Source organism: Klebsiella pneumoniae subsp. pneumoniae HS11286, assembly GCF_000240185.1.
In the GTDB taxonomy this organism is placed as follows: Bacteria; Pseudomonadota; Gammaproteobacteria; order Enterobacterales; family Enterobacteriaceae; genus Klebsiella; species Klebsiella pneumoniae.
This window is the reverse complement of sequence record NC_016845.1, coordinates 1,461,455-1,486,616: the sequence shown is the minus strand read 5'-3', so window position 1 is coordinate 1,486,616 and position 25,162 is coordinate 1,461,455. Positions and strand designations below refer to the sequence as shown.

The following is a 25,162-nucleotide window of genomic DNA, read 5'->3' as shown; positions in this document are numbered from 1 at the left end:
GGTGGTAAGCCTTCTGCCACAGCGCCCTACTCAGGAACATTCTGCCTCCCGCTCCAGGCGAAGCCCGGATAAACACATTGACTCGAAATCGCCTTGAATATATATTCAATAATGATTCTTTATTCGATTATGGCCTGGCTGTTTTGTTTTTGTCCATAGTCGATTTTGAGGATTGGCAAAAGTTAGACGCCTGTCACACTTAAGTCTGATTTTTTTTCGCGTATGATAAAAGTCACTACGATAATGGCTGCAGCTAACCGCCTGAAGAAAGGCGATAAATGATTTTCGAGGATTAATATGGCTAAGCAGGATGAACAACGGCTATTGGTTAAGATTGCCACGCTTTACTATCTGGAAGGACGAAAGCAGTCTGATATCGCCCAACTTCTCTCGCTGTCTCAGTCATTTGTCTCCCGCGCCATTACCCGCTGCCAGAAAGAAGGCGTCGTCAAGATCAGCGTCGTTCAGCCGTCCAACATCTTTCTGAAGCTCGAAAAAGGGCTTGAGGACCGCTACGGCCTTAAGCAGGCGGTGGTGGTGGATACCGAGGAAGAGGCCAGCGATCATACCATCAAGCGGGCGATTGGCTCCGCCGCCGCCCACTATCTGGAAACCCGGCTGCGGCCAAAAGATCTGATTGGCGTCTCCTCGTGGAGCTCAACCATTCGCGCGATGGTCGATGAAGTTCATGCGCAAAACCTGAAAGCCAGCGGCGTGATCCAACTGCTCGGCGGCGTCGGGCCAAACGGTAACGTGCAGGCGACGATTCTTACCCAGACCCTCGCCCAGCGCCTGAATTGCGACGCCTGGCTGCTGCCGTCACAGAGCATCGAAGGATCCATGGAGGAGCGCAACCGGCTGCTGGCCAGCAAAGACGTCGCTGACGTGGTGTCGCGCTTTGATGAAGTGGATATCGCCATCGTCGGCATCGGCATTCTCGAACCCTCTCAACTGCTGAAAACCTCCGGTAATTACTATCACGAAGATATGCTGCAGGTGCTGGCGGCGCGCGGCGCGGTGGGTGATATCTGCCTGCACTACTACGACAAAAACGGCCATCCGGTGTTACGCGATGATGAAGATCCGGTGATCGGTATGGCGCTGGAGAAGGTCAAAAAATGCCCGAACGTGGTCGCGCTGGCCGGCGGTACCGACAAAGTCGCGGCCATCAAAGGGGCCCTCACCGGCGGCTACATTGATGTTTTAATCACCGATTACCCTACCGCCCGAATGCTGGTTAGCGACTAACCTGCCGCGCTGGTTGCCTCTCTGTCGCCCTGACGTGCTTTTTTAGCTTCAGGGCTGGCTCTGTTAATACATTTAAATTCAATCAGTTAATCAACCACTCCAGCCGCCTATCGCCGCTTTCGCCGATCGGCGAAATGTGATTGCCAGCACAATTGATGATTTTTCCGGTAGCCCGTCACCGGGTTTGTGGCTTAAGGTATCAAATAAATAATCACTATCGAATATATATTCAGTGATTAAAAAGATGATAATGAAATGTCACAACATGGCCTGCACAGACGCAGGAGACGGTGGGAGATATTCCTCGTCTTCGCGGTTCCAGGACACCGAGTGACCGAGGAGAGCACGATGCAGGCGACAGCAAAAGAGTTCATCATTGCCCTGGATGAAGGCACCACCAACGCCAAAGCGGTGGTGCTGGATAGCCGGGGCAAAGTTATCGTCAAATTCTCGCAGCCGCTGGCGATCCAAACGCCGCGCGACGGCTGGGTGGAGCAATCGGGCGAAGCGCTGGTTACCGCCTCACTGACGGTGATCGCCAGCGCGGTGGCCCACGTTGGCGCGGAAAACGTCGCCGCGCTGGCTATCAGCAACCAGCGGGAAACCGCCATTGGCTGGTATCGCGACAGCGGCGAACCGATTAACGCGGCCATTACCTGGCAATGCACCCGCAGCGCCGCGTTCTGCGACACGCTGCGTCACGATCGTCAGGAACAGCACATTAAGCGTGCCACCGGCCTGCCAATCGCCCCGCTGTTCTCGGCCTCCAAAATGCGCTGGCTGCTGGATGCGACTGTCGATGGCCACCTGCGCGCCGAACGCGGTGAGATTTGCCTCGGCACCATCGACAGCTGGCTGCTGTGGAATCTGACTGCTGGAGAAGCCTTCTGCTGCGACTACTCCAATGCCTCCCGCACCCAGCTGCTGAACCTGCACCGCGGCGAGTGGGACGACGAGATGCTGGCGCTGTTCGGCATTCCGCGCGCGGCGTTGCCGGAAATTAAACCGTCGAGCGGCCTCTTCGGCCATACCAAAGGACTGGCCGCCATTCCGGACGGTATTCCGATCATGTCGATGATCGGCGACTCCCACGCCGCGCTGTTCGGCCACGCGCTCGGCGAGGCAGGCTGCGTCAAAGCCACCTACGGCACCGGCTCTTCGGTCATGGCCCCGGTCAAATCGGCGCAGTGCGATATCGACGCGCTGGCGACCACCGTCGCCTGGCACGATGGCGACCAGCTGGTGTGGGGCCTGGAAGGGAATATTCCCCACACCGGCGATGCTGTCGCCTGGATGGCGGACAGCACCGGACTGAGCGAACTCTCTGCCGCCGAGCTGGCCCATGAGCTGAATACCCTCCCCGCCTCCGTCGACTCAACCCTCGGGGTCTACTTCGTGCCGGCGCTGACCGGTCTTGGCGCGCCCTGGTGGGATGACAGCGCCCGCGGCGTGATTTGCGGCCTGAGTCGCGGGGTGAAACGCGCGCATCTGATCCGTGCGGCGCTGGAGTCCATCACCTATCAGATAGCCGACGTGGTGGTGGCGATGCGTCAGCATGAGGAGTTCACCCTGACGGCGTTGATGGTGGACGGCGGGCCGACCAACAATGACTGGCTGATGCAATACCAGGCCGATCTGCTCGGCTGCCCGGTGATGCGCAGCGATGTGCCGGAGCTGTCCGCCATCGGCGCGGCGTTGCTGGCGCGCAAAGCGCTCCATCCGGGGTCGACCGCCGATCTGCAGGCCTTCTTAACCGAACACAGCACCTTTCAGCCCGACATGGCCCGCCACCAGCGTTTACAAACGCGCTGGCAGGAGTGGCGCCATGCGGTCGACCGAACATTATGGAAACCGGACTCGCCAGCCTGACCGCCAGACTGCGCGACGACACGCATTCACTTATCACAGGAGAAACCCGGCCCATAACGATATCGCTATCCCCGAATACATTAGGGGAAATTTCAGACCGTAAAAGCCTGCCCGCTCAGGGGCTCATTTGTTCGAATATAAAAATACAGGAACAGAGTCATGAAATTACGTATAACCCTTTTAACCGCTGCGACCCTGACCGCCTTCTCCTTTGCCGCGCACGCCGCGGAGAAAGGCACCATTATGATCATGGTCAACTCGCTGGATAACCCGTATTACGCCTCGGAAGCCAAAGGCGCCAGCGAAAAAGCGCAAGCTCTCGGCTACAAAACCACCGTGCTGTCCCATGGCGAAGATGTCAAAAAGCAGAATGAGCTTATCGACACCGCGATTGGTAAAAAAGTGCAGGGCATTATTCTCGATAACGCTGACTCCACCGCCAGCGTCGCCGCCGTTGAAAAAGCCAAAAAAGCGGGCATTCCGGTGGTCTTAATTAACCGCGAAATTCCGGTTGATGATGTGGCACTGGAACAAATTACCCACAATAACTTCCAGGCCGGCTCTGAGGTCGCCAACGTCTTCGTCGAGAAAATGGCGGAGAAAGGCAAATACGCCGAGCTGACCTGCAACCTCGCCGATAATAACTGCGTCACCCGTTCTAAATCTTTCCATCAGGTCATTGACCAATATCCGGATATGGTCAGCGTGGCGAAACAGGATGCCAAAGGCACCCTGATCGACGGCAAACGCATCATGGACAGCATCCTGCAGGCGCACCCCGACGTGAAAGGCGTCATCTGTGGCAACGGGCCGGTAGCCCTTGGCGCGATTGCGGCGCTGAAAGCGGCCAACCGTAGCGATGTGATCGTCGTCGGCATCGACGGCAGCAACGATGAGCGCGACGCCGTGAAAGCCGGCACCCTGCAGGCAACCGTGATGCTGCAGGCGCAGGCCATCGCCGCTCAGGGCGTCACCGATCTGGATAACTACCTGCAAAAAGGCGAGAAGCCGGCGAAGCAGCGCGTGATGTTCCGCGGCATTCTGATTACTCAGGATAACGCCGATAAAGTCCAGGATTTCAACATTAAGTCCTGAGTTCGGGTGGTTGCGCCCCTGCGGGGGCGCAGAGGAGAGCATTATGTTTAAGAAAACCTGTCTGACGCTGGCCGTACTGGCGCTAGGGGGCTGTCGCATCGTCTCGCAGCAGGAGCTGGCAGACCTGAAATCCCCGCCCAACCCGCATATGGCGAATATGGATAAAACCTGGCAGCAGAGCATCGTACCGCAGGTGGTGACGAAAGCGCGTCCGGCGGCGGAACTGATGAGCGCGCTCAAGGCGGCAAAAGACATTGATAGCGCCTGTAAAACCCTCGGCTACCGTGCGCAGGATGAAAACCCCTGCATCTTCTACGTCAAGGTTTCAGGTACCGTCAGCAAACTCGATACCGCCTCGCGCAGCGGCAAAATGACCTTGACCGACGCCAGCGTCGGGAAGGTGACGGTGCAGATTGGCCCTACCCTGCGCGGCACCCAGCTGCGCGACGGCTACAGCGGCGCCAGCTATCAGGACTTTAATGACCAGGTGCTGTTCGGCGAGTACAGCAAGAATATCAACAGTCAGGCGGTCAAAATGATTCAGACAGCCAACGTCAAAACCGGCGACAGCGTGGAGGTGTACGGCGTCTTCTCGGCCTGGGATATTCCACAAACTCTCCCGGAAATTACCCCGGCGAAAATCATTCATGCAGGGGGACAATAATATGGCGCCGCACGATCTCGTCGCTCCCCAGCCCGTTGAGTCCGAAGTGATTATCGAAACCCGCGGCCTGTCGCGCGTCTATCCCGGCGTAACCGCCCTGGATAATGTCAATTACCGGGTCTATCGAAATAAGGTCAACGTGCTAATCGGAGAAAATGGTGCGGGTAAATCCACCATGATGAAAATGCTTGCCGGTGTGGAAACGCCCTCCTCCGGGCAAATTATCCTCGATGGTGAAGCAGTTTCATTACAGTCGACGCATCAGGCAGAAAAACTGGGCATCAGTATTATTTTTCAGGAACTGAATTTATTTCCCAATATGAATGTGATGGACAACATCTTCATGGCGAATGAATTCTTTCAGAAAGGACGCATTAACGAAAAATACCAGTACGCGCTGGCCAAATCGCTGCTGGAACGGCTGGAGCTGGATGTCGATCCTTACGCTCCGCTGGGTGAACTCGGTATCGGCCACCAGCAGTTAGTCGAGATTGCCCGCGCCCTGTCGAAAGACACCCGCGTGCTGATCATGGACGAGCCCACCTCGGCGCTGAGCCAGTCTGAGGTCAAAGTGCTGTTCAAGGTGATCGCGCAGCTTAAGCGGCGCGGCGTGACCATCATCTATATCTCGCATCGCCTCGAAGAGCTGATGGAGATTGGCGACAACATCACCATTTTCCGCGACGGTCGCTTTATCAGCGAGCGTCACGTCAGCGACGCCAGCGTACCGTGGATCATCGAGCAGATGGTCGGTGATAAGAAAAAACACTTTGATTATCAACCGGCGCCAAAAGGCGACGCAGTGCTTGACGTCAAAGGGCTGACCGCGCTGCATCCCAGCGGCGGTTACAAGCTCAATGACGTCACCTTCACCCTCAGCAAAGGCGAAGTGATCGGTATTTACGGCCTGCTGGGCGCCGGGCGCACCGAGCTGTTTAAAGGCCTGGTCGGCTTGATGCCCTGCCAGCGCGGCGAGGTGCATCTTAACGGCGAAAGCATCGGCAAATCTCGCTTTCAACAGCGCCTGAAAAAGGGGCTGGCGCTGGTGCCGGAGGACCGTCAGGGCGAAGGCGTGGTGCAGATGATGTCGATTCAGGCCAACATGACGCTCTCTGATTTCAGCCTGCAGGGGTTCCGCCGCGCCTGGCGCTGGTTGAACCCGCAAAAAGAAGAGTCCTGCGTGAAAGAGATGATCCAGCAGCTGGCGATCAAGGTCAGCGACGCCACATTGCCCATCACCTCGCTGAGCGGCGGCAATCAACAAAAAGTGGTGCTGGGTAAAGCGCTGATGACCCAGCCGCAGGTGGTGTTCCTCGACGAACCGACGCGCGGCATCGACGTCGGCGCGAAAACCGACGTCTATCACCTGATCGGCAAAATGGCTCAGCAGGGGCTGGCGGTGATGTTCTCATCTTCGGAACTGGATGAGGTGATGGCCCTGGCCGACCGCATCCTGGTGATGGCCGATGGCCGCATTACCGCCGATTTACCGCGCCATGCGGTGACCCGCGAACAGTTAATCGCGGCTTCAACACCTCAAGATTAATCAGGCTGGAATCCATCATGAACCAGAAATATATGATTTATATGTACCTGCTGAAGGCCCGCACCTTTATCGCCCTCCTGCTGGTGATCGCGTTCTTCAGCGTGATGGTACCCAACTTCCTGACCGCCTCTAACCTGCTGATCATGACCCAGCACGTGGCGATCACCGGCCTGCTGGCCATCGGCATGACGCTGGTCATTCTCACCGGCGGCATTGATTTGTCCGTCGGTGCGGTAGCGGGGATCTGCGGCATGGTGGCGGGCGCGCTGCTGACCAACGGCCTGCCGCTGTGGAACGGCGATATCCTCTTCTTTAATGTCCCGGAGGTGATCCTCTGCGTGGCGATCTTCGGCGTGCTGGTCGGCCTGGTCAACGGCGCGGTGATCACCCGCTTCGGCGTGGCGCCGTTTATCTGCACCTTAGGCATGATGTACGTCGCCCGCGGCTCCGCGCTGCTGTTTAACGACGGGAGCACCTACCCGAATCTCAATGGCATGGAAGCGCTGGGCAACACCGGTTTCGCCACCCTCGGATCCGGCACCCTGCTCGGCGTCTATCTGCCGATCTGGCTGATGATCGGCTTCCTCGTGCTGGGCTACTGGCTGACCACTAAAACGCCGCTTGGCCGCTACATCTACGCCATCGGCGGCAATGAGTCTGCCGCCCGCCTCGCCGGCGTGCCGATCGTGAAAGCGAAAATATTCGTCTATGCCTTCTCCGGCCTGTGCGCGGCGTTTGTCGGCCTGATCGTCGCATCACAGCTGCAAACCGCGCACCCGATGACCGGCAACATGTTTTGAGATGGACGCCATCGGCGCCACCGTGCTCGGCGGTACCGCGCTGGCCGGCGGCCGCGGCCGGGTGACCGGGTCAATTATCGGCGCCTTCGTCATCGTCTTCCTTGCCGACGGCATGGTGATGATGGGCGTCAGCGACTTCTGGCAGATGGTGATTAAAGGCGTGGTGATTGTCACCGCTGTGGTCGTCGACCAGTTCCAGCAGAAGCTGCAGAGCAAGGTCATCCTGATGCGCCGCCACGAGGAAAAACTGGCCGCCATCCCCCCCAACGGCGCCACCTCCAGCTAACCGGCAACGATTCACATCTTCCGCCGGGCCTGGTGCCCGGCTCAGCGAAAGGGAAAAAATATGCAACGAGATTTCCAGAACAAAACGGTGGTGATCACCGGCGCCTGCCGCGGCATCGGCGCAGGCATTGCCGAGCGCTTTGCCCGCGACGGCGCGAATCTGGTGATGGTCTCCAACGCCGAGCGCGTTCACGAGACCGCCGAAACCCTGCGTCAGCGCTATCAGGCGGATATTTTATCGCTGCAGGTCGATGTCACCGATGAAGCCCAGGTTCAGGGGCTATATGAGCAGGCCGCCGCGCGCTTCGGCACCATCGACGTCTCCATTCAGAACGCCGGGGTGATCACCATCGATTACTACGACCGGATGCCAAAAGCCGATTTCGAAAAAGTGCTGGCGGTCAACACCACCGGCGTGTGGCTGTGCTGCCGCGAGGCGGCCAAATATATGGTGAAACAGAATCACGGCAGCCTGATCAACACCTCTTCCGGCCAGGGGCGACAGGGGTTTATCTACACGCCGCACTACGCCGCCAGCAAAATGGGCGTGATCGGCATTACCCAAAGCCTGGCGCACGAGCTGGCACCGTGGAATATCACCGTCAACGCCTTCTGCCCCGGCATCATTGAGAGCGAGATGTGGGATTACAACGACCGCGTGTGGGGCGAAATTCTCAGCACCGAGCAGAAGCGCTACGGCAAGGGCGAACTGATGGCGGAATGGGTCGAAGGGATCCCAATGAAACGCGCCGGTAAGCCGGAAGACGTGGCCGGGCTGGTGGCCTTCCTCGCCTCCGACGACGCGCGCTATCTCACCGGGCAGACCATCAATATCGATGGCGGTTTGATTATGTCGTAATCCCCGCGGGTTAGCGGGCCCCATCGCCCGAATAAGGCGTCCCGAATTGGCGCTACCACTCCGGGACGGCCCCCCGGTGGCGCTACGCTTACCGGGGCTACGTAACACCGCCGAAAGGTAGCCCGGATAAGGCGCGGCGCACCACCATCCGGGAAGCCAGGCTCCCGACGTTCGACACTATATTGAAGAGAATAAACATTATGATCGGTAAAGACTTTGCACAACACCTATTTAGCCTGCGGGATCGCGTCGCCTTCGTCACCGGCGCCGGCAGCGGCATCGGACAGACCATCGCCTGCAGCCTCGCCAGCGCGGGTGCACGGGTAGTCTGTTTTGATCTTCGCGACGACGGCGGGCTGGCGGAAACGGTCAGCCATATTGAATCCATCGGCGGTCAGGCTTGCTCTTATAACGGCGATGTCCGCCAGATTGCCGACCTGCGCGCCGCCGTCGCGCTGGCCAAAAGCCGCTATGGCCGCCTCGATATCGCCGTTAACGCCGCCGGGATCGCCAACGCCAATCCGGCCCTGGAGATGGAGAGCGAGCAATGGCAGCGGGTGATCGATATCAATCTCACTGGCGTATGGAACTCCTGCAAAGCGGAAGCGGAACTGATGCTGGAGTCCGGCGGCGGGTCGATTATCAATATCGCCTCGATGTCGGGGATTATTGTTAACCGCGGCCTCGACCAGGCGCATTACAACTGCTCCAAAGCCGGCGTGATCCATCTGTCGAAAAGCCTGGCGATGGAGTGGGTGGGCAAAGGGATCCGCGTCAATTCCATCAGTCCGGGATATACCGCCACGCCGATGAATACCCGTCCGGAGATGGTGCACCAGACCCGCGAGTTTGAAAGCCAGACGCCGATGCAGCGGATGGCGAAGGTGGAAGAGATGGCCGGCCCGGCGCTGTTCCTCGCCAGCGACGCCGCCTCGTTCTGCACCGGCGTAGACCTGGTGGTCGACGGCGGGTTTGTCTGCTGGTGATCCTCTCCTGCTTCAGGGCGCCACGCTGCGGCGCCCCTCTCCACCCCTGCCGTTAACCCAGCGGATACTGTTGAAACGCCGGCAGCGCCTCCCCTTTCTCCGCCAGCGCGCGAATATGCGGAAACGCCGCGGCCGACACCACCGCCGGGATCATCAACTGGATAAAGGACCAGACCACCGTGCTGGTGACCAGCACCTGATCCGGCTGCGCGGCGGCGGCGCGGTCTGCCAGCCGGGCGTCCCACTCCCGACAGGCGGCCAGCAGCTGGCCGGTCACCCGGGCTATCCACGGCTGATGCTGCTTCTCTTCCGGCCGCAGACGGTGCTCATAAACATGCTGGACCGCTTTTTCACAGGCGGCGAGGATCACCCCCAGCAGGTGCAGATCGCGGGCCAGCGCCTCGGGATGCACGGGAAGCAGCCGGCGCCCGGCCGGATTGGTCGTTTCGAAATAGTGGAGGATCAGCGTGGAGTCCATCAGCTGCGTCCCGTTATCGAGCACCACCGTCGGCGCCTTGACCACCGGATTAATGCGGGAAAATTCGTCAAAGCCGCTAAAGACCGATAGCGGCAGGCTCTCGAATTCCACGCCATAGAGCGCCAGAGAAACCGCCACGCGTCTTACATAAGGTGAATCCATCATACCAATGAGTTTCATCGTCACTCCTGCCTGCGATAAAGGGGTTGCGGCTTTACCTTACTGGAAAACCGATGCCGCGAATATCACGGGATACTTACCGCAATGGTTAGTCAAACTAACAGATTGGAGATTCGCGGTAGCCCTCCAGTTCCCCTTGTGCTATACCGACTGAGGCGGCATTTGGCTCCTTTTCAGCTTGTTTGCAGCGGCTTTAAAAGCCGCTAACCCGGTAGTAACGTTAACGTATCGACTCACTGACAGAGAAACCACCATGGCAGATTTTCCCCCTGTCGCCAGCCTGCGCAGCTTTGAAGCGGTGGCGCGCCTCGGCAGCGTAACGCAGGCCGCCCACGAGTTGAGCGTGACCCATTCGGCGGTCAGCCAGCACATCAAACAGCTGGAAGCCCTGGTCGGCGTCACGCTCTTTATCCGCCACGGCCGCGGAGTGCGCATCACGGAAGAAGGACGGCTCTATGCCCTGCAAATCCGCGAGGCGTTACAGCACATCGCCGACGCCACGCGCATGGTGCAGATCAAACCCCGCACCCTGGAAGTGACCCTGGCGACGCTCCCCTCCTTTGGCTGCCACTGGCTGCTGCCTCGGCTGGCGCGCTTTCAGACGCGGCATCCGCAGATCGCGGTGCGCCTGCTGACCAGCCTGGCGGTGGTTAACCTGCAACAGGAGGGTATCGATCTGGCCATTCGCATGGGGCAAGGCGATTGGGAGGGAATGGAAAGCCGGCATCTGTTTGCCGATGAACAGCTGGTGGTCGCCGCCCCCGGCTATCGCGGCGGTAACCTGCCGACCACCCCGCAGGCGATCGCCGCCAGCGATATCATTTTTTCCATGGAGTCCTGGAACGCCTGGTGCAGCCAGGCGGGGCTGGAAAAGCCGATCGTCCCCGCGGGCCTGCGCCTGAACGACTCCAATCTGGTGCTGGAGGCGGTCCGCCTGGGGGCCGGCGTGGCGCTGGAGCGGCGCTCCCTGGTGGCGGGGGCGATAGCCCGCGGCGAGCTGGTGCAGCTCACCGCCGTCACCGTCCCCTACCCCTGGCACTACTGGCTAACCGTCTCCCCGCAGGCGGAGAACCGGCCGGAAGTCGCCCGGTTCATCGCCTGGCTGGAGGAGGAGATCGCCCTCTGGCGCCAGCAGATCAGCGTTTAGCCTTCGGCCGACGGCGGCAGGCCCGTCCGGGCGGCGTGCTCCTGGGAGAGACGCCAGAAATCGTGCCCGGCGGGATACTGATAGAGGCGCAGGGAAAACTGTCCGGCCACCGCGGTAATGTACTCAAATATCGCCGACTGGGTGTTTTCGTAGTCTTTCCATAGCGTTGAGGTGGTGAAGCAGTAAATCTCCAGCGGGATGCCCGACGGCGAAGGTTTCAGCGTTCTCGCCACAATGTACATCTCCTTAATAATATCCGGCCGCTCGGCGAGATAGTGCATCAGATAGTGGCGAAACAGGGTCAGGTTGGTCAGCCCGTTATCGATAAACCAGCGGTCGGCCACGCCGCCGGGATCCCGGCCGTCAAGCAGCGTCGCCAGAGGCTCACTCACCCCGCGGATGGTCAGCATCGAGGAGAGCATCTCCTGGTCGAGAAAACGCACCGAGTGTTGATCGATGGCGATACTGCGCATGATCCGCCGCGCCCCGGAGGAGAACATCGCCTGCCAGTTGGTATAGGTCTCGGTGAGGAAATTCTTGGTCGGGATACGGGAGATGGTATTGTCCCAGTTACGGATGGTAATGGTGTGCAGCGCGATATCCGTCACCTCACCGCTGAGGTTCTTGTCAGGCATTTCAATCCAGTCCCCCAGCTGGAGCACGTCGTTGGACGACAGCTGAACGTTCGCCACCAGCGACAGCAGAGTATGCTGGAACACGATCATCAGTACCGCCGCCACGGCCCCCAGGCTGGAGATAATAATGATCGGCGATTTGTTCGACATCACGGCGAGGATCATAATCGCCGCCAGGATGTGGACTAAGATTTTGCCTATCTGGATATAGCCCTTAATGGAATGATTTTTACGTTTGGTCTTTCGCAGATAGGAGCTGTTGACAATATCCAGCATCTCGTTGAAAAACACCGACATAAAAATAAAAACAAGATCCCGCAGATAGTATTAATCGCCGTCACCAGCGATGCCGGCATCGCCGGCATAAACTGCAGAACGTAATAGACGATAATAACCGGAATGAAATTGGACAGCTTTTCGGCGATGCGTCGATCCTTCTCCAGCGGCACATCCTGTTTGTGGCTACTAAAGAAGACCTTACGCACCACTTTAATCAGCAAGAACTTGCATAAAAGATGGGCAAATATGCCGGAGAGCAGCAGCAGAATAAGATTAAACCCCACCGCCAGCGCCGGATTACTCTCAATAAACGTCAGTAGATGATTCACATACGCCATGCTTTATCGCCTGAATAACTATGCCACTTCGCTAACTGCTTTATCCCAAGGGCATATATTTGGAAAATAAATCAATCCGCATCATGGCATATCGCTTAGCGTAACGTCCATGCGCGCACCGCTTCTAATCATTCACAGAAAATATGTCAGAGTTTGCATTAATCATTCTCTACGCTCACTATAAAGAGGCTTGTTATGAGGACGGAATAAGTCCAGGAGGAAACATGTTTAAAGCTCTTACCGCTATCGTCGCCTTAGCCGCCTCCGCCAGCGTTATGGCGCAAGGCGATGTCACGCTGAACAGTCTGGCTCACGATGCCGCCACCCGGACGTCGTTTAACCAGATGGTCAAAGGCCATCAGCTGCCCGCCTGGGTGACCACCGGCGGCACCGGTTCGCCCGCGCAGACGGTGAAACTGGGTAGCGAATCCTGGCAGGTGTTAAGCGCCTGCAAACCCCACGACTGCGGCCATGAACGTATCGCGGTGATCTGGTCGGAAAAAAGCAAACAGATGTCCGGCGTTTACTCGGTGGTCGATGAAAAAACCGACCAGGAGAGGCTGACCTGGCTTAACGTCAGCGATGCCCTGTCCATCGATGGCAAAACCGTGCTGTTTGCCGCCCTCAGCGGCAGCCTCGACAACCATCCGGACGCCTTTAACTACCAGTAACGACCTTCGCCCCCGTCAGCCTTTCCCCGACGGGGGCTTCCCTGATTAGCCATCCGGGAACATCACGCTGTTCCCCGGCGCTTCCCGATGCAGATGGATAAAGTTCAGGTGCCGCTCGTACTGGTCGAGAATATCGGTGATCACCTGCTCTTTGCTGTAGTCCATCAGGTCGTTACCCTGACTGCCCTCCAGCAGGAAGGTCTCCAGCCGGTAATAGGTGGATTTCCCGCTGCGCGCCCGATAGGTAAAGCCCGGCACCGAGTACTGCTGCGGCCAGATCTTGTAGATAAAATTCTGCTCGTCGCCCATGTGCACCAGCAGATCGAGGTGGCCAAGGTTCTCACCCTCTTCCGGCGGCAGGCTCTTCAGTTCCACCGCGGCGCCGCGCAGCCGCAGCTCCTGGGCCACCTCCTCCATCGCCGGGTAGCACACCGTCTCCATCATCAGTTTGGTATAGCGCGTGCCGGGGTAATTCATCAGCCGCGACAGGCGCTTCTTCCAGCTCAGACGATCCTGGAGGCCCATCGGGCGCGGGGCGGTGTCGCGGCTGGCGCTGACCCGGCGGTAATCTTCCACTTTCAGAGATTTATACAGTCCGGCCATCACGAAGAAAATCACAAAGCTGAACGGCAGCCCCATGATCACCGTGGTGTTCTGCAGCGCCGAGATGCCGTTGGTCATCAGCATCCCGAGGGTCAACAGACCGATGGCCACCGACCAGAAGATGCGCAGCCAGTTCGGGGCGTCGCTGTTGATGTCCTTCAGCTTCGAGGTGAAATTCCCCAGCACCAGCGCGCCGGAGTCGGCGGAGGTAACGTAAAACAGCAGACCGGTGATGGTCGCCACCGACGCGCTAAAGGTAAACGCCGGATACTGCGCCAGCAGGCTGTAGAAGCCGCGCTCCGGGTGGGCCATCGCCTCCTGGGCAAAGGCCGCGTCGCCGTGGATGATCTCATACAGCGCGCTGTTGCCGAACACCGACAGCCACAGCAGGGTAAAGGTGAAGGGAATAATCAGGGTGCCCATCACAAACTGGCGGATGGTGCGCCCGCGCGAAATGCGCGCCAGGAACAGGCCCACAAACGGCGACCAGGCCACCCACCACGCCCAGAAAAAGAGCGTCCAGTTGTTCATCCATTCTACCGGCCGGTCGAAGGCGAAGCTGTTCAGCGTCATGCCCATAAAGCGATTGACGTAGTCGCCGACGTTGAGCACTAACGCATTGAGCAGGAAGGAGGTATCGCCCATGAACAGCACGAACAGGATCAGCCCCAGCGCGAGGGCGACGTTCAGTTCGGAGAGCACGCGGATGCCCTTGTCCACCCCGGAGGTGACCGAGATGGTGGCGATGATCACCGACAGCGCAATCAGGGCCGCTTTCGCCGCCAGCGAGTCCGGAATATCGAACAGCACGCTCAGACCGTAGTTGAGCTGCACGACGCCGATACCGAGGGTGGTGGCGATGCCGAAGATGGTGCCGATCACCGCCGCAATATCGACGCTGTGGCCGATGGGCCCATTGATCCGTTTGCCAAAAATCGGGTACAGCGCCGAGCGGATGGTGAGCGGCAAATTATAACGATAGCTAAAGTATCCCAGCGCCATGCCCATCAGGGCATACATTGACCATCCGGTTAAGCCATAGTGAAACAGGGTCCAGACCATCGCCTGGCGCGCCGCCTCGATGGTCTGCCCCGCCCCTTCCGGCGGCTGCATATATTGCGTCACCGGCTCGGCGACTGAGAAGAACATCAGGTCGATGCCGATGCCGGCGGCGAACAGCATCGCCGCCCAGCTCAGCAGGCTGAACTCGGGCTTTGACTGCTCCGGCCCGAGCTTCACTGAGCCGAAGCGCGAGCAGGCAATGCAGACGACGAAGACGATATACAGCGTCGCCGCCAGCAGATAGTACCAGCCGAAGGTTTTCGACACCCAGTCCAGGGTGCGCCCAATCCACTCGGCAGAAAAATCGCGAAAAAAGATCGTCATCAGGGAAAACAACAAAATCAGTCCGGCCGAGGTATAAAAAACCACCGGATTGATTTTGTCCTTTTCTCTGCTTTGCGAAAGATCTGTCATCCAGTATCCCCACTGTTTTTGTAACTATTAAAATCCAAATCCGCAACAATTAAGACACATTTTATATTGAACGTCCAATCAAAAACCGCTTTAATAGTTAACCAACGCTGATGAATGGAGTGGCAAAAATGCCCAAACTGGGGATGCAGCCGATCCGGCGCAGGCAGCTGATCGACGCCACGCTGGACGCAATAAATGAAGTCGGAATGCACGACGCGACCATCGCGCAGATTGCCCGGCGGGCGGGCGTATCGACGGGGATCATCAGTCACTATTTCAAAGACAAAAATGGTCTGCTGGAGGCGACCATGCGCGACATCACCAGCCAGCTGCGCGACGCGGTGCTCAACCGTCTGCACGCTCTGCCGGACGGCAGCGCCAGCCAGCGCCTGCAGGCGATTGTCGGCGGCAACTTTGATGAGACGCAGATCAGCAGCGCGGCGATGAAGGCCTGGCTGGCCTTTTGGGCCAGCAGCATGCACCAGCCGATGCTTTATCGGTTACAGCAGGTCAGCAGCCGTCGCCTGCTGTCGAATCTGGTGTACGAATTCCGCCGCGAGCTGCCGCGCGAGCAGGCGCAGGAGGCCGGCTACGGGCTGGCGGCGCTGATAGACGGCCTGTGGCTGCGGGCGGCGCTCAGCGGCAAACCGCTGGATAAAACGCTGGCGCAGTCGCTGACCAGCCACTTTATTCGTCAGCATTTACCGAACCCATAACCGAGGAGGCGTTATGTCCCGAATGGCAGAACAGCAGCTTTATATTAATGGTGGTTATACATCGGCCACCAGCGGTCGCACCTTCGAGACCATCAACCCTGCCACTGGCGAGGTGCTGGCGACCGTTCAGGCTGCCGGACGCGAGGATGTCGACCGCGCCGTCGAGAGCGCGCAGCGTGGGCAAAAAATCTGGGCGGCGATGACCGCCATGGAACGCTCGCGCATCCTGCGTCGCGCCGTCGACCTTCTGCGCCAGCGCAACGACGAGCTGGCGCGACTGGAGACCCTGGATACCGGGAAACCCCTCAGCGAAACCGCCGCCGTTGATATCGTCACCGGCGCCGACGTGCTGGAATATTACGCCGGATTGATCCCGGCGCTGGAAGGCAGCCAGATCCCGCTGCGCGACAGTTCCTTCGTCTACACCCGTCGCGAACCGCTGGGGGTGGTAGCCGGGATCGGCGCGTGGAACTACCCGATCCAGATCGCCCTGTGGAAATCGGCGCCAGCGCTGGCCGCTGGCAATGCGATGATTTTCAAACCGAGCGAAGTCACCCCGCTGACCGCCCTCAAGCTGGCGGAAATTTACAGCGAAGCGGGCCTGCCGGACGGGGTGTTTAACGTCCTGCCAGGGATCGGCGCGGAAACCGGCCAGTATCTGACCGAGCATCCGGACATCGCCAAAATCTCCTTCACCGGCGGCGTCGCCAGCGGCAAAAAAGTGATGGCCAACTCGGCCGCTTCATCACTGAAAGAGGTCACCATGGAGCTGGGCGGCAAATCGCCGCTGATTATCGCCGATGATGCCGACCTCGACCTCGCCGCCGATATTGCCATGATGGCCAACTTCTACAGCTCCGGTCAGGTGTGCACCAACGGCACCCGGGTGTTTGTCCCGGCGAAACAGAAGGCGGAATTCGAGCACAAGATCCTCGAGCGGGTGGCCCGCATCCGCCCCGGCGATCTGTTTGCCGATGACACCAACTTCGGCCCGCTGGTCAGCTTCCCCCATCGCGACAACGTTCTGCGCTATATCGAGAGCGGCAAACGCGAAGGCGCGCGCCTGCTGTGCGGCGGCGAGGCGCTGAAAGGCGACGGTTTCGATAACGGCGCGTGGGTCGCCCCGACGGTGTTTACCGATTGCAGCGACGAGATGACCATCGTGCGCGAAGAGATCTTCGGCCCGGTGATGTCGATCCTCAGCTATGCCGACGAAGCGGAGGTCATTCGCCGCGCCAACGCCACCGAATACGGCCTCGCCGCCGGCGTGGTGACGCCCAACCTCAACCGCGCTCACCGAATTATCCACCAGCTGGAAGCCGGCATCTGCTGGATCAACAGCTGGGGGGAATCCCCGGCGGAAATGCCGGTTGGCGGCTACAAACACTCCGGCATTGGCCGCGAGAACGGCGTGATGACGCTGCAGAGTTACACCCAGGTGAAGTCCATCCAGGTTGAGATGGGTAAATTCCAGTCCATATTTTAACCGGGAGGTTTTTTTGCAATTTGACTACATCATTATTGGTGCCGGCTCCGCCGGCAACGTTCTGGCAACACGACTGACTGAAGATCCAAACACCACCGTCCTGCTGCTGGAAGCCGGCGGCCCTGACTACCGGTTCGATTTCCGCACCCAGATGCCCGCCGCGCTGGCTTATCCGCTGCAGGGCAAGCGCTACAACTGGGCCTACGAAACCGAACCGGAGCCGTACATGAACAATCGCCGCATGGAGTGCGGACGCGGCAAAGGGCTCGGCGGCTCCTCGCTGATCAACGGCATGTGCTACATTCGCGGTAACGCGATGGATCTGGACAACTGGGCCAAAGAGCCGGGTCTGGAACACTGGAGCTATCTCGACTGCCTGCCCTACTACCGGAAAGCGGAAACCCGCGATATCGGGCCTAACGACTACCACGGCGGCGATGGCCCGGTGAGCGTGACGACGCCGAAGCCGGGCAATAATCCGCTCTTCGAGGCGATGGTTGAAGCCGGGGTGCAGGCGGGCTATCCGCGTACCGACGATCTCAACGGCTACCAGCAGGAAGGCTTTGGCCCGATGGACCGCACCGTGACGCCGCAGGGCCGTCGCGCCAGCACCGCCCGCGGCTATCTCGACCAGGCGCGCGGTCGCCCGAACCTGACCATCCGCACCCATGCGCTGACCGATCACATTATTTTTGCCGGCAAGCGCGCGGTGGGCGTCGAGTGGCTGGAGGGAGAGAGCACGATCCCGTCAAAAGCGACGGCCAACAAAGAGGTGCTGCTGTGCGCCGGGGCGATTGCCTCGCCGCAGATCCTGCAGCGCTCCGGCGTGGGTAACCCGGAGCTGCTCAGGCAGTTCGATATCCCGGTGGTGCACGATCTCCCCGGCGTGGGTGAGAACCTGCAGGACCATCTGGAGATGTATCTGCAGTACGAGTGCAAAGAGCCGGTATCGCTCTACCCGGCGCTACAGTGGTGGAACCAGCCGAAGATCGGCGCCGAGTGGCTGTTCGGCGGCACCGGCATCGGCGCCAGCAACCAGTTCGAAGCGGGCGGTTTTATCCGCAGCCGCGCAGAATTCGCCTGGCCGAACATTCAGTACCACTTCCTGCCGGTGGCGATTAACTACAATGGCTCCAACGCGGTGAAAGAGCACGGCTTCCAGTGCCACGTCGGCTCGATGCGTTCGCCCAGCCGCGGCCACGTGCGCCTGAAGTCGCGCGACCCGCACGCCCATCCGGCGATCCTGTTTAACTATATGTCCCATGAGCAGGACTGGCAGGAGTTCCGCGACGCCATCCGCATTACCCGGGAGATCATGAACCAGCCGGCGCTGGATAAGTATCGCGGCCGCGAAATCAGTCCGGGAATAGAATGCCAGAGCGATGCCGAACTGGATGAGTTTGTGCGCAACCACGCCGAGACCGCGTTCCACCCGTGCGGGACCTGTAAGATGGGTTACGACGAGATGGCGGTGGTCGATGGCGAGGGCCGCGTCCACGGTCTGGAAGGATTGCGGGTGGTCGACGCCTCGATCATGCCGCAGATCATCACCGGCAACCTCAACGCCACCACCATTATGATCGGCGAGAAGATGGCCGACGCCATTCGCGGCCGCCAGCCGCTGCCGCGCAGCACCGCGACGTATTATGTCGCTGGCGACGCGCCGGTTCGCCGCTAACAGGTCAATGCCGGGCGGCGACTACGCCTTGCCCGGCCTACCCTGAGGCGATGTAACGTAGCCCCGGTAAGCGCAGCGCGACCGGGGTGCCGTTCCGGGTTTTGACCCCATAGGTTGATGTTAGCGAAACGCCTCCAGGCGCTTAATCTGCTGACCGTCGGCAGTAAAGTTCTCCGCCGCCAGCCACGCCCGCAGCGCCGCATCGCGCGCAGGCCACTCGCCGTCGATGATGGACAGCATATCGCTGTCGCGCGTCCGCCCTTTACGCACCAGCCTCTGCCGCAGACGTCCTTCCCAGCTAAAGCCCAGCCGCTCGGCGGCGCGGCGCGAGGCGACATTCATCGAATCGCATTTCCACTCCAGCCGACGATAGCCATGGTCAAAGCCGTTTTTGAGCAGCAGCCAGACCGCTTCGGTACCCAGCGGGGTGTTTTTCATCCGTCGCGACCAGGTGACATGGCCGATCTCAACCGTGCCCATTTCCCGCTCGATCGCCATATAGCTGACGATGCCCACCGCCTGCTCGCTACGCAGGTCAACCACCGCATACGGCACCAGGGCATCATCATTCACCTTGCCCGCGATCCAGTGGGCGGTCGCCGCCACGCTCTCCGGCCGCGTAGACGCCAGCCACGTCCAGTCGCTGTTGTCGCCGAGCGCATAGGCGGCAAACAGATCCGCCGCATGACGGTCAACGTCCAGCGGCTCCAGGCGGCAAAAACGGCCATTTAACGCCGTCCGCCGCAGGACTTGCGCCCCCTGCCAGCCAGGGACCAGGTCGTTCACCTGCTGGCCATACTCATTAATTTCCGGCACACCCACCTCCTCGCAATAGACAATGCGTTATAGCAAGAACCCCGCAGCGGAGAAAGGCGCTTCTGCGCGACCGGCAATAACCTGTCGTTCTTGAATATGCGTTTTTAGCATAAGGATATCCTTATTTTGACTTTACGCCTTATGGCAAGCGGCCTAACGTAGCGAGGCATAAAACAATAAAATAACCATTCTTCAGGGATTGCACATGACCAAAAAACTGTTGCCTTTACTGCTACTATCGGCGTTCTCCGCCGCCGCGCATGCCGCCACGCCGCCCAACACGCTGGTGGTCGCCCAGGGTCTCGACGATATCGTCAGCCTCGACCCGGCGGAAGCTAACGAACTCTCCAGCATTCAGACGGTCCCCAGCCTCTATCAGCGTCTGGTGCAGCCGGACCGCAACAACCCTGAAAAAATCGTACCGATCCTCGCCGAAAGCTGGCAGGCCGATCCGGCGGCGAAAACCCTGACCATTAAACTGAAGCCGGATGCCAAATTCGCCTCCGGTAATCCGCTGCGCCCGGAAGATGTGATTTTCTCTTACACCCGCGCGGTGACGCTGAATAAATCGCCGGCGTTTATTCTCAACGTGCTCGGCTGGCAGCCGGACAACATCGCCAGCCAGCTGAAAAAGGTTGATGACCATACCCTGACGCTGCACTGGACCGCCGACGTCAGCCCGGCGGTGGCGCTGAATATTCTCTCCACCCCCATCGCCTCTATCGTGGATGAAAAACAGGTGGCGCCGAACGCGAAAAATAACGACTTCGGCAACGACTGGCTGAAGATGCACTCGGCGGGCAGCGGGGCCTATAAAATGCGCGTCTACCAGCCGCATCAGGCCATCGTGCTGGAGGCCAACGCCAGCTCCCCAACCGGCGCGCCGAAGATCAAGAGCATCATTATTAAAAACGTCCCCGACCCGGCTTCCCGCCGCCTGCTGATCCAGCAGGGCGATGCCGACGTGGCGCGCGATCTCGGCGCTGACCAGATTGCCGCTCTGCAGGATAAACCCGGCGTGAAGGTGCTGAGCATCCCGTCCGCCGAGCAGAACTACCTGGTGTTTAATACCGCCAACAGCGCCAACCCGCTGCTCAATAACCCGGCCTTCTGGGAGGCGGCGCGCTGGCTGGTTGATTATGAGGGCATCACCAAAAATCTGCTGAAAGGCCAGTACTTTATTCACCAAAGCTTCCTGCCGGCCGGCCTGCCGGGGGCGCTGGAGACTAATCCGTTCACCTTTGACCCGCAAAAAGCTAAGGCTATCCTTGATAAAGCGGGCATTAAGGATGCCCACTTCACCCTCGATGTGGAGAACAAACCGCCCTTTATCACCATCGCCCAATCGCTGCAGGCCAGCTTTGCCCAGGGCGGGGTGAAGGTGGATCTGCTACCCGCCGCCGGCAGCCAGGTCTATGCCCGGGTGCGCGCGAAGCAGCACCAGGCGGCGATCCGCCTGTGGATCCCAGACTACTTTGATGCCCACTCCAATGCCAGCGCCTTTGCCTGGAACGATGGTAAATCCAGCACCGTGGCCGGGCTCAACGGCTGGCAGATCCCTGAGCTGAATAAAGCCACCCTCGCCGCGGTGGCGGAGCCGGACCCGGCGAAACGCCTCGACCTGTACAAAACGATGCAGGAAACCCTGCTCCAGCATTCGCCGTACGTCTTTATTGACCAGGGGAAAACCCAGATCGTGGTGCGTGACAACGTGAAGGGCTATCAGCAGGGACTGAACGCCGACATGGTCTGGTACGATAACGTGACCAAGTAAGCGGGTTTTGTCACCGGGTACGGCGGCCTTGTCTGCCCGGATGACCGACTCCTCACCCGGGCCCGGTCGGCATCGCGCCGCCGGGTACAATGCTGATATACCAGGAATTTCCATTCTCCATGCCATCGTTTTCCACTCACCTTACCCGCCTGCTGCAGGGGCTGTTTACGCTGCTGCTCACGCTGTTCGGGCTGTTGCTGGTCACCTTCTCGCTCTCCGCGCTGTCGCCCGTCGACCGCGTACTGCAGATCGTCGGCGACCATGCCAGCCAGTCGACCTATGACCAGGTTCGCCATCAGCTGGGTCTCGACCAGCCGCTGCCGGTGCAGTTCTGGCACTACCTGGTCAACCTGGCCCATGGCGATCTTGGCATCGCCAGCGCTACCGGCCAGCCGGTGCTCCACGACCTGCTGGCGGTCTTTCCGGCGACCCTTGAGCTGGCGACCCTGGCGCTGATCGTCGGCGCGGTACTGGGCATCGTCGCCGGGGTGCTGTGCGCCCGTTACGCCGGTTCGCCGTGGGATCTGGCGGTTCGCACCTTTACCCTGTTGGGCAACTCGGTGCCCATTTTCTGGCTCGGCCTGCTGATGCTGGCCCTGTTTTACGCCCGGCTGCAGTGGGCGCTGGGCCCGGGTCGCCTCGACGATATTTATCAGTACACCGTCGAGCCACGCAGCGGTTTTGCGCTGATCGACACCTGGCTCTCCGGCGATACCGCGGCGTTTAAAAATGCGATCGGCCATCTGGCGCTGCCGGTGCTGGTGCTGGCCTATTACTCGCTGGCGAGCATCACCCGCCTGACCCGCTCCGCCTGCCTGAGCGAGATGAACAAAGAGTACATTCTGCTGGCGCGGGCCAAAGGGGCCGGAGAGATGACGATTCTGCTGCGCCACGTCCTGCCCAATATCCGCGGCACTCTGCTGACGGTGACCGCTCTCGCCTGGACCTCCATGCTCGAAGGGGCGGTGCTCACCGAAACCGTCTTCTCGTGGCCGGGGATCGGCCGCTATCTCACCACGGCGCTGTTCGCCGGGGATACCACGGCGATCATGGGCGGCACGCTGCTGATCGGCGTGAGTTTTGTGCTGATCAATAACCTGACCGATCTGCTGGTACGGTTAACCGATCCGAGGGTGCGCTGATGCCGACTTATCTGTTTTTACGCCGTCTGCGCCGCTCACCCGCCGCCTTCAGCGGCCTGACCCTGGTGATCCTGCTGGTACTGACCGCGCTGTTTGCCCCGTGGCTGGCGCCGCACGATCCCAACTGGCAGGATGCCGCCGCTCGTCTGCAGGGGCCCGGGGCGGGACACTGGCTCGGCACAGACAGCTACGGCCGCGACCTGCTGTCGCGCTTGCTCTACGGCGCCCGCCCGGCGCTGGGTCTGGTGGCGCTGGTGACCGCCATTACCCTGCCCGTCGGGCTGCTGGTAGGTATCCTCTCCGGTTACTATGGCGGGTGGCTGGAGCGGATACTGATGCGCTTTACCGACGTGGTGATGTCGATGCCGCGCCTGATCCTCGCCTTCGCGTTCGTGGCGATGCTCGGCCCGGGGCTGGTCAATGGCGCGCTGGCGTTAGCCCTGACCACCTGGCCGGCCTACGCCCGTCAGGCGCGCAGCGAAATTCAGCGCCTGCGCCATAGCGACTACCTCGCCGCGGCGGAGATGCTGGGCATCCGCGGCGGGCGGCTGCTGATCGGCCATATTCTGCCGCTGTGTCTGCCGTCGGCGATTGTTCGGCTGGCGCTCGATCTGGCGGGTATTATCCTTGCCGCCGCCGGGCTCGGTTTTCTCGGCCTGGGCGCCCGCCCGCCGATGGCGGAGTGGGGAGCGATGATTGCCGACGGGATGCAGGTGATTTTCGACCAATGGTGGATCGCCGCCATCCCCGGCGCGGCGATCCTGCTCGCCAGCCTGGCGTTTAACCTGCTGGGCGATGGCCTGCGCGATATTCTGGAGCCGCAACATGACTGACATCCGACTGACCGTCCAGGGACTCGCCGTCGACTATCCCACCGCCCGGGTGGTGGACAACGTCAGCTTCACCCTCGGCAACGAGCGGCTGGCGCTGGTGGGCGAATCTGGCTCCGGCAAATCGATGACCGCCCGGGCGCTGATGGGCCTGGTGCGCAAGCCCGGGGTGGTGAGCGCCGAACGGCTGGAGGTGCTGGGGCGCGATGTGCTGACCCTCAGCGCTCGCGGCTGGCGCGAACTGCGCGGCAACGATATCGCCATGGTGCTGCAGGATCCGCGCTATGCGCTGAATCCGGTGCAGTCCATTCAGACGCAGCTGGAAGAGGCGTTAACCCTGCATCAGCGTCTGAGCCGCCGCGCGCGCGCCGAGGCGGTCAAAGACGCCATCGCCGCCGTCGGTCTGGATCTGCCGGTCCTCAGCCGCTATCCCGGCGAACTCTCCGGCGGGATGGGACAGCGGGTGATGATCGCCCTCGCGCTGCTCAATAACCCGAAGGTGCTGATAGCCGACGAGCCAACTTCGGCCCTCGACGCCCGCCTGCGCAACCAGATCCTCGAGCTGCTGGTGGAGCAGTGCGCGCAGCGGCAGATGGCCATGTTACTGATCAGCCACGATCTACCGCTGGTAGCCGCGCATTGCGATCGCGTGCTGGTGATGTACCAGGGAAGACAGGTCGACGAGATGCCGGCGCGGGCGCTGCCGAGCGCGACGCACCCTTACACCCGCACCCTGTGGACCTGCCGGCCAAGTGCGCATACCTACGGCCAGATGCTGCCGACCCTCGACAGAACCCAGGACTTTACGGAGACAGCCCATGGCGATCGTTAATCTTCAGGATTTACAGGTTACATTCGGCGCGAAGACGGCGGTCTCCGCCGCCAGTTTCCGTGTCGACGCCGGGGAAACCTTCAGCCTGATCGGCGCCTCGGGCTGCGGCAAATCGACGATTTTGCGCGTGCTGGCCGGATTGCAGCGCGAATGGCGCGGCAGCGTGGATCTGCTCGGCCAGGCCATTATGCCGGGCGCCCGCTTTCAGGGCGATCTGCGGCGCAACGTGCAGATGGTGTTTCAGGATCCGTACGCCTCGCTGCATCCCAACCATACCCTGTGGCGCACCCTGGCGGAGCCGCTGCAGATCCACGGCATCCGCGACGTTGCCCCGCGAGTAACCACCGCCCTTGAGCAGGTGGGGCTGGCCGCCGACGCCGTCCGCCGCTATCCACACCAGCTCTCCGGCGGGCAACGGCAGCGCGTGGCCATTGCCCGCGCCCTGCTGCTGCGCCCGCAGATCCTGCTGCTGGATGAGCCGACCTCGGCGCTGGATATGTCGGTGCAGGCGGAAATTCTCAATTTGCTTAATCACCTGAAACAGGAGCACGGCATGACCTATCTGCTGGTCAGCCACGATGCCGACGTCATCGCCCATATGTCCGATCGGGCGGCGTTTATGGCGGAGGGCGTGATCCAGCGCTTTTTCGATCGCGAAGCGTTGGTCAACGGAGAGCACCGGATGAGGTGAGGCCAGCGGATGCGCGGTTGTTTTGTCGGGTGGCGCTT

Annotated in this window: 25 protein-coding genes and 2 other annotated features; of the genes, 19 read left to right on the top strand and 6 right to left on the bottom strand. The window is 60.3% G+C overall.

Annotated elements, in window-relative coordinates; all coding sequences use genetic code 11:
- Window positions 1-297 precede the first annotated feature (297 nt).
- The 9 genes from KPHS_14330 (at window position 298) to KPHS_14250 (ending at window position 9,352) form a co-directional block, all read left to right on the top strand.
- Window positions 298-1,248 carry a putative sugar-binding domain protein gene (locus KPHS_14330; protein YP_005225733.1) on the top strand — a complete coding sequence of 317 codons (951 nt, stop codon included), beginning with the start codon at window positions 298-300 and terminating at the stop codon, window positions 1,246-1,248.
- 348 nt (window positions 1,249-1,596) lie between these two features.
- Entirely contained in the window at window positions 1,597-3,117 is a 1,521-nt protein-coding gene (locus KPHS_14320) for a Carbohydrate kinase, FGGY-like protein (protein YP_005225732.1), read from the top strand.
- A 159-nt stretch (window positions 3,118-3,276) separates the two neighbouring features.
- Window positions 3,277-4,212, top strand: a complete 936-nt coding sequence (locus KPHS_14310) for a sugar ABC transporter periplasmic sugar-binding protein (RefSeq protein ID YP_005225731.1) — start codon at window positions 3,277-3,279, stop codon at window positions 4,210-4,212.
- 43 nt (window positions 4,213-4,255) lie between these two features.
- A complete protein-coding gene (locus tag KPHS_14300; protein ID YP_005225730.1) occupies window positions 4,256-4,876 on the top strand; it encodes a DUF2291 domain-containing protein in 621 nt (206 codons plus the stop codon).
- Window position 4,877: 1 nt separating this feature from the next.
- Window positions 4,878-6,422 carry a putative ribose ABC transport system ATP-binding component gene (locus tag KPHS_14290; protein YP_005225729.1) on the top strand — a complete coding sequence of 515 codons (1,545 nt, stop codon included), beginning with the start codon at window positions 4,878-4,880 and terminating at the stop codon, window positions 6,420-6,422.
- Between the two features lie 17 nt (window positions 6,423-6,439).
- Complete coding sequence (locus tag KPHS_14280) at window positions 6,440-7,222, top strand: sugar ABC transporter permease (RefSeq protein ID YP_005225728.1); 783 nt, start codon at window positions 6,440-6,442, stop codon at window positions 7,220-7,222.
- Window positions 6,440-7,508: a sequence feature (potential frameshift: common BLAST hit: gi|288936628|ref|YP_003440687.1| inner-membrane translocator), on the top strand. Its footprint overlaps the gene before it by 783 nt.
- Complete coding sequence (locus tag KPHS_14270; RefSeq protein ID YP_005225727.1) at window positions 7,224-7,508, top strand: ribose transport system permease; 285 nt, start codon at window positions 7,224-7,226, stop codon at window positions 7,506-7,508. Its footprint overlaps the feature before it by 285 nt.
- Window positions 7,509-7,568: 60 nt before the next feature.
- Window positions 7,569-8,366 carry a short-chain dehydrogenase/reductase SDR gene (locus KPHS_14260; protein YP_005225726.1) on the top strand — a complete coding sequence of 266 codons (798 nt, stop codon included), beginning with the start codon at window positions 7,569-7,571 and terminating at the stop codon, window positions 8,364-8,366.
- 200 nt (window positions 8,367-8,566) lie between these two features.
- Window positions 8,567-9,352, top strand: coding sequence for a 3-oxoacyl-(acyl-carrier-protein) reductase (locus KPHS_14250; RefSeq protein ID YP_005225725.1), 786 nt, complete (start codon window positions 8,567-8,569; stop codon window positions 9,350-9,352).
- A gap of 52 nt (window positions 9,353-9,404) precedes the next feature.
- On the opposite strand, the gene KPHS_14240 is transcribed toward KPHS_14250, so the two are convergent.
- Window positions 9,405-10,010, bottom strand: a complete 606-nt coding sequence (locus KPHS_14240; RefSeq protein ID YP_005225724.1) for a putative S-transferase — start codon at window positions 10,008-10,010, stop codon at window positions 9,405-9,407.
- Window positions 10,011-10,151: 141 nt separating this feature from the next.
- Window positions 10,152-10,265, bottom strand: coding sequence for a hypothetical protein (locus KPHS_14230; protein YP_005225723.1), 114 nt, complete (start codon window positions 10,263-10,265; stop codon window positions 10,152-10,154).
- Between KPHS_14230 and KPHS_14220 the strand changes: the two genes are divergently transcribed.
- Entirely contained in the window at window positions 10,264-11,157 is an 894-nt protein-coding gene (locus tag KPHS_14220; RefSeq protein ID YP_005225722.1) for a glycine cleavage system transcriptional activator, read from the top strand. The genes KPHS_14230 and KPHS_14220 overlap by 2 nt on opposite strands.
- Here the strand turns inward: KPHS_14220 and KPHS_14210 are convergent.
- Both KPHS_14210 and KPHS_14200 read right to left on the bottom strand, forming a co-directional pair.
- Window positions 11,154-11,957, bottom strand: a complete 804-nt coding sequence (locus KPHS_14210) for a small-conductance mechanosensitive ion channel MscS (protein YP_005225721.1) — start codon at window positions 11,955-11,957, stop codon at window positions 11,154-11,156. The two genes, KPHS_14220 and KPHS_14210, sit on opposite strands and share 4 nt — an antisense overlap.
- Window positions 11,154-12,409: a sequence feature (potential frameshift: common BLAST hit: gi|152969159|ref|YP_001334268.1| putative transport), on the bottom strand. It overlaps the preceding gene by 804 nt.
- Window positions 11,990-12,409 carry a small-conductance mechanosensitive ion channel MscS gene (locus KPHS_14200; protein YP_005225720.1) on the bottom strand — a complete coding sequence of 140 codons (420 nt, stop codon included), beginning with the start codon at window positions 12,407-12,409 and terminating at the stop codon, window positions 11,990-11,992. (Overlaps the previous feature by 420 nt.)
- A gap of 224 nt (window positions 12,410-12,633) precedes the next feature.
- Between KPHS_14200 and KPHS_14190 the strand changes: the two genes are divergently transcribed.
- Entirely contained in the window at window positions 12,634-13,080 is a 447-nt protein-coding gene (locus KPHS_14190; RefSeq protein ID YP_005225719.1) for an inhibitor of vertebrate lysozyme precursor, read from the top strand.
- A gap of 45 nt (window positions 13,081-13,125) precedes the next feature.
- Here KPHS_14190 and KPHS_14180 read toward each other — a convergent pair whose 3' ends face one another.
- A complete protein-coding gene (locus KPHS_14180) occupies window positions 13,126-15,159 on the bottom strand; it encodes a choline transport protein BetT (protein YP_005225718.1) in 2,034 nt (677 codons plus the stop codon).
- A 128-nt stretch (window positions 15,160-15,287) separates the two neighbouring features.
- On the opposite strand from KPHS_14180, the gene KPHS_14170 reads away from it, so the two are divergent.
- Genes KPHS_14170 through KPHS_14150 form a run of 3 tightly spaced genes read left to right on the top strand, consistent with a single transcriptional unit; the run spans window position 15,288 to window position 19,039 of the window.
- On the top strand, window positions 15,288-15,875 hold the full coding sequence (locus tag KPHS_14170) for a transcriptional regulator BetI (RefSeq protein ID YP_005225717.1): 588 nt from the start codon (window positions 15,288-15,290) through the stop codon (window positions 15,873-15,875).
- Between the two features lie 13 nt (window positions 15,876-15,888).
- Window positions 15,889-17,361 carry an NAD+-dependent betaine aldehyde dehydrogenase gene (locus tag KPHS_14160; RefSeq protein YP_005225716.1) on the top strand — a complete coding sequence of 491 codons (1,473 nt, stop codon included), beginning with the start codon at window positions 15,889-15,891 and terminating at the stop codon, window positions 17,359-17,361.
- 13 nt (window positions 17,362-17,374) lie between these two features.
- Window positions 17,375-19,039, top strand: coding sequence for a choline dehydrogenase (locus KPHS_14150; protein YP_005225715.1), 1,665 nt, complete (start codon window positions 17,375-17,377; stop codon window positions 19,037-19,039).
- A 120-nt stretch (window positions 19,040-19,159) separates the two neighbouring features.
- On the opposite strand, the gene KPHS_14140 is transcribed toward KPHS_14150, so the two are convergent.
- Window positions 19,160-19,855: a putative GCN5-related N-acetyltransferase gene (locus KPHS_14140; RefSeq protein ID YP_005225714.1), complete on the bottom strand. Its 696-nt coding sequence runs from the start codon at window positions 19,853-19,855 to the stop codon at window positions 19,160-19,162.
- A 205-nt stretch (window positions 19,856-20,060) separates the two neighbouring features.
- On the opposite strand from KPHS_14140, the gene KPHS_14130 reads away from it, so the two are divergent.
- The 5 genes from KPHS_14130 (at window position 20,061) to KPHS_14090 (ending at window position 25,124) form a co-directional block, all read left to right on the top strand.
- The gene (locus KPHS_14130) at window positions 20,061-21,629 is read left to right on the top strand and encodes a putative ABC transport system periplasmic dipeptide binding component (RefSeq protein YP_005225713.1); all 1,569 of its coding nucleotides are present in this window, start codon (window positions 20,061-20,063) and stop codon (window positions 21,627-21,629) included.
- A 119-nt stretch (window positions 21,630-21,748) separates the two neighbouring features.
- Window positions 21,749-22,771 (top strand): putative ABC transporter permease, encoded by a 1,023-nt coding sequence (locus KPHS_14120; RefSeq protein ID YP_005225712.1) that lies wholly within the window; start codon window positions 21,749-21,751, stop codon window positions 22,769-22,771.
- Window positions 22,771-23,604 (top strand): putative ABC transport system permease, encoded by an 834-nt coding sequence (locus tag KPHS_14110; RefSeq protein YP_005225711.1) that lies wholly within the window; start codon window positions 22,771-22,773, stop codon window positions 23,602-23,604. The genes KPHS_14120 and KPHS_14110 overlap by 1 nt, the downstream gene beginning before the upstream one ends.
- The gene (locus KPHS_14100; RefSeq protein YP_005225710.1) at window positions 23,597-24,433 is read left to right on the top strand and encodes a putative ABC transport system oligopeptide translocator; all 837 of its coding nucleotides are present in this window, start codon (window positions 23,597-23,599) and stop codon (window positions 24,431-24,433) included. Before KPHS_14110 ends, KPHS_14100 begins: the two co-directional genes overlap by 8 nt.
- The gene (locus tag KPHS_14090; RefSeq protein ID YP_005225709.1) at window positions 24,420-25,124 is read left to right on the top strand and encodes a peptide/opine/nickel ABC superfamily ATP binding cassette transporter, ABC protein; all 705 of its coding nucleotides are present in this window, start codon (window positions 24,420-24,422) and stop codon (window positions 25,122-25,124) included. The genes KPHS_14100 and KPHS_14090 overlap by 14 nt, the downstream gene beginning before the upstream one ends.
- Window positions 25,125-25,162 lie beyond the last annotated feature (38 nt).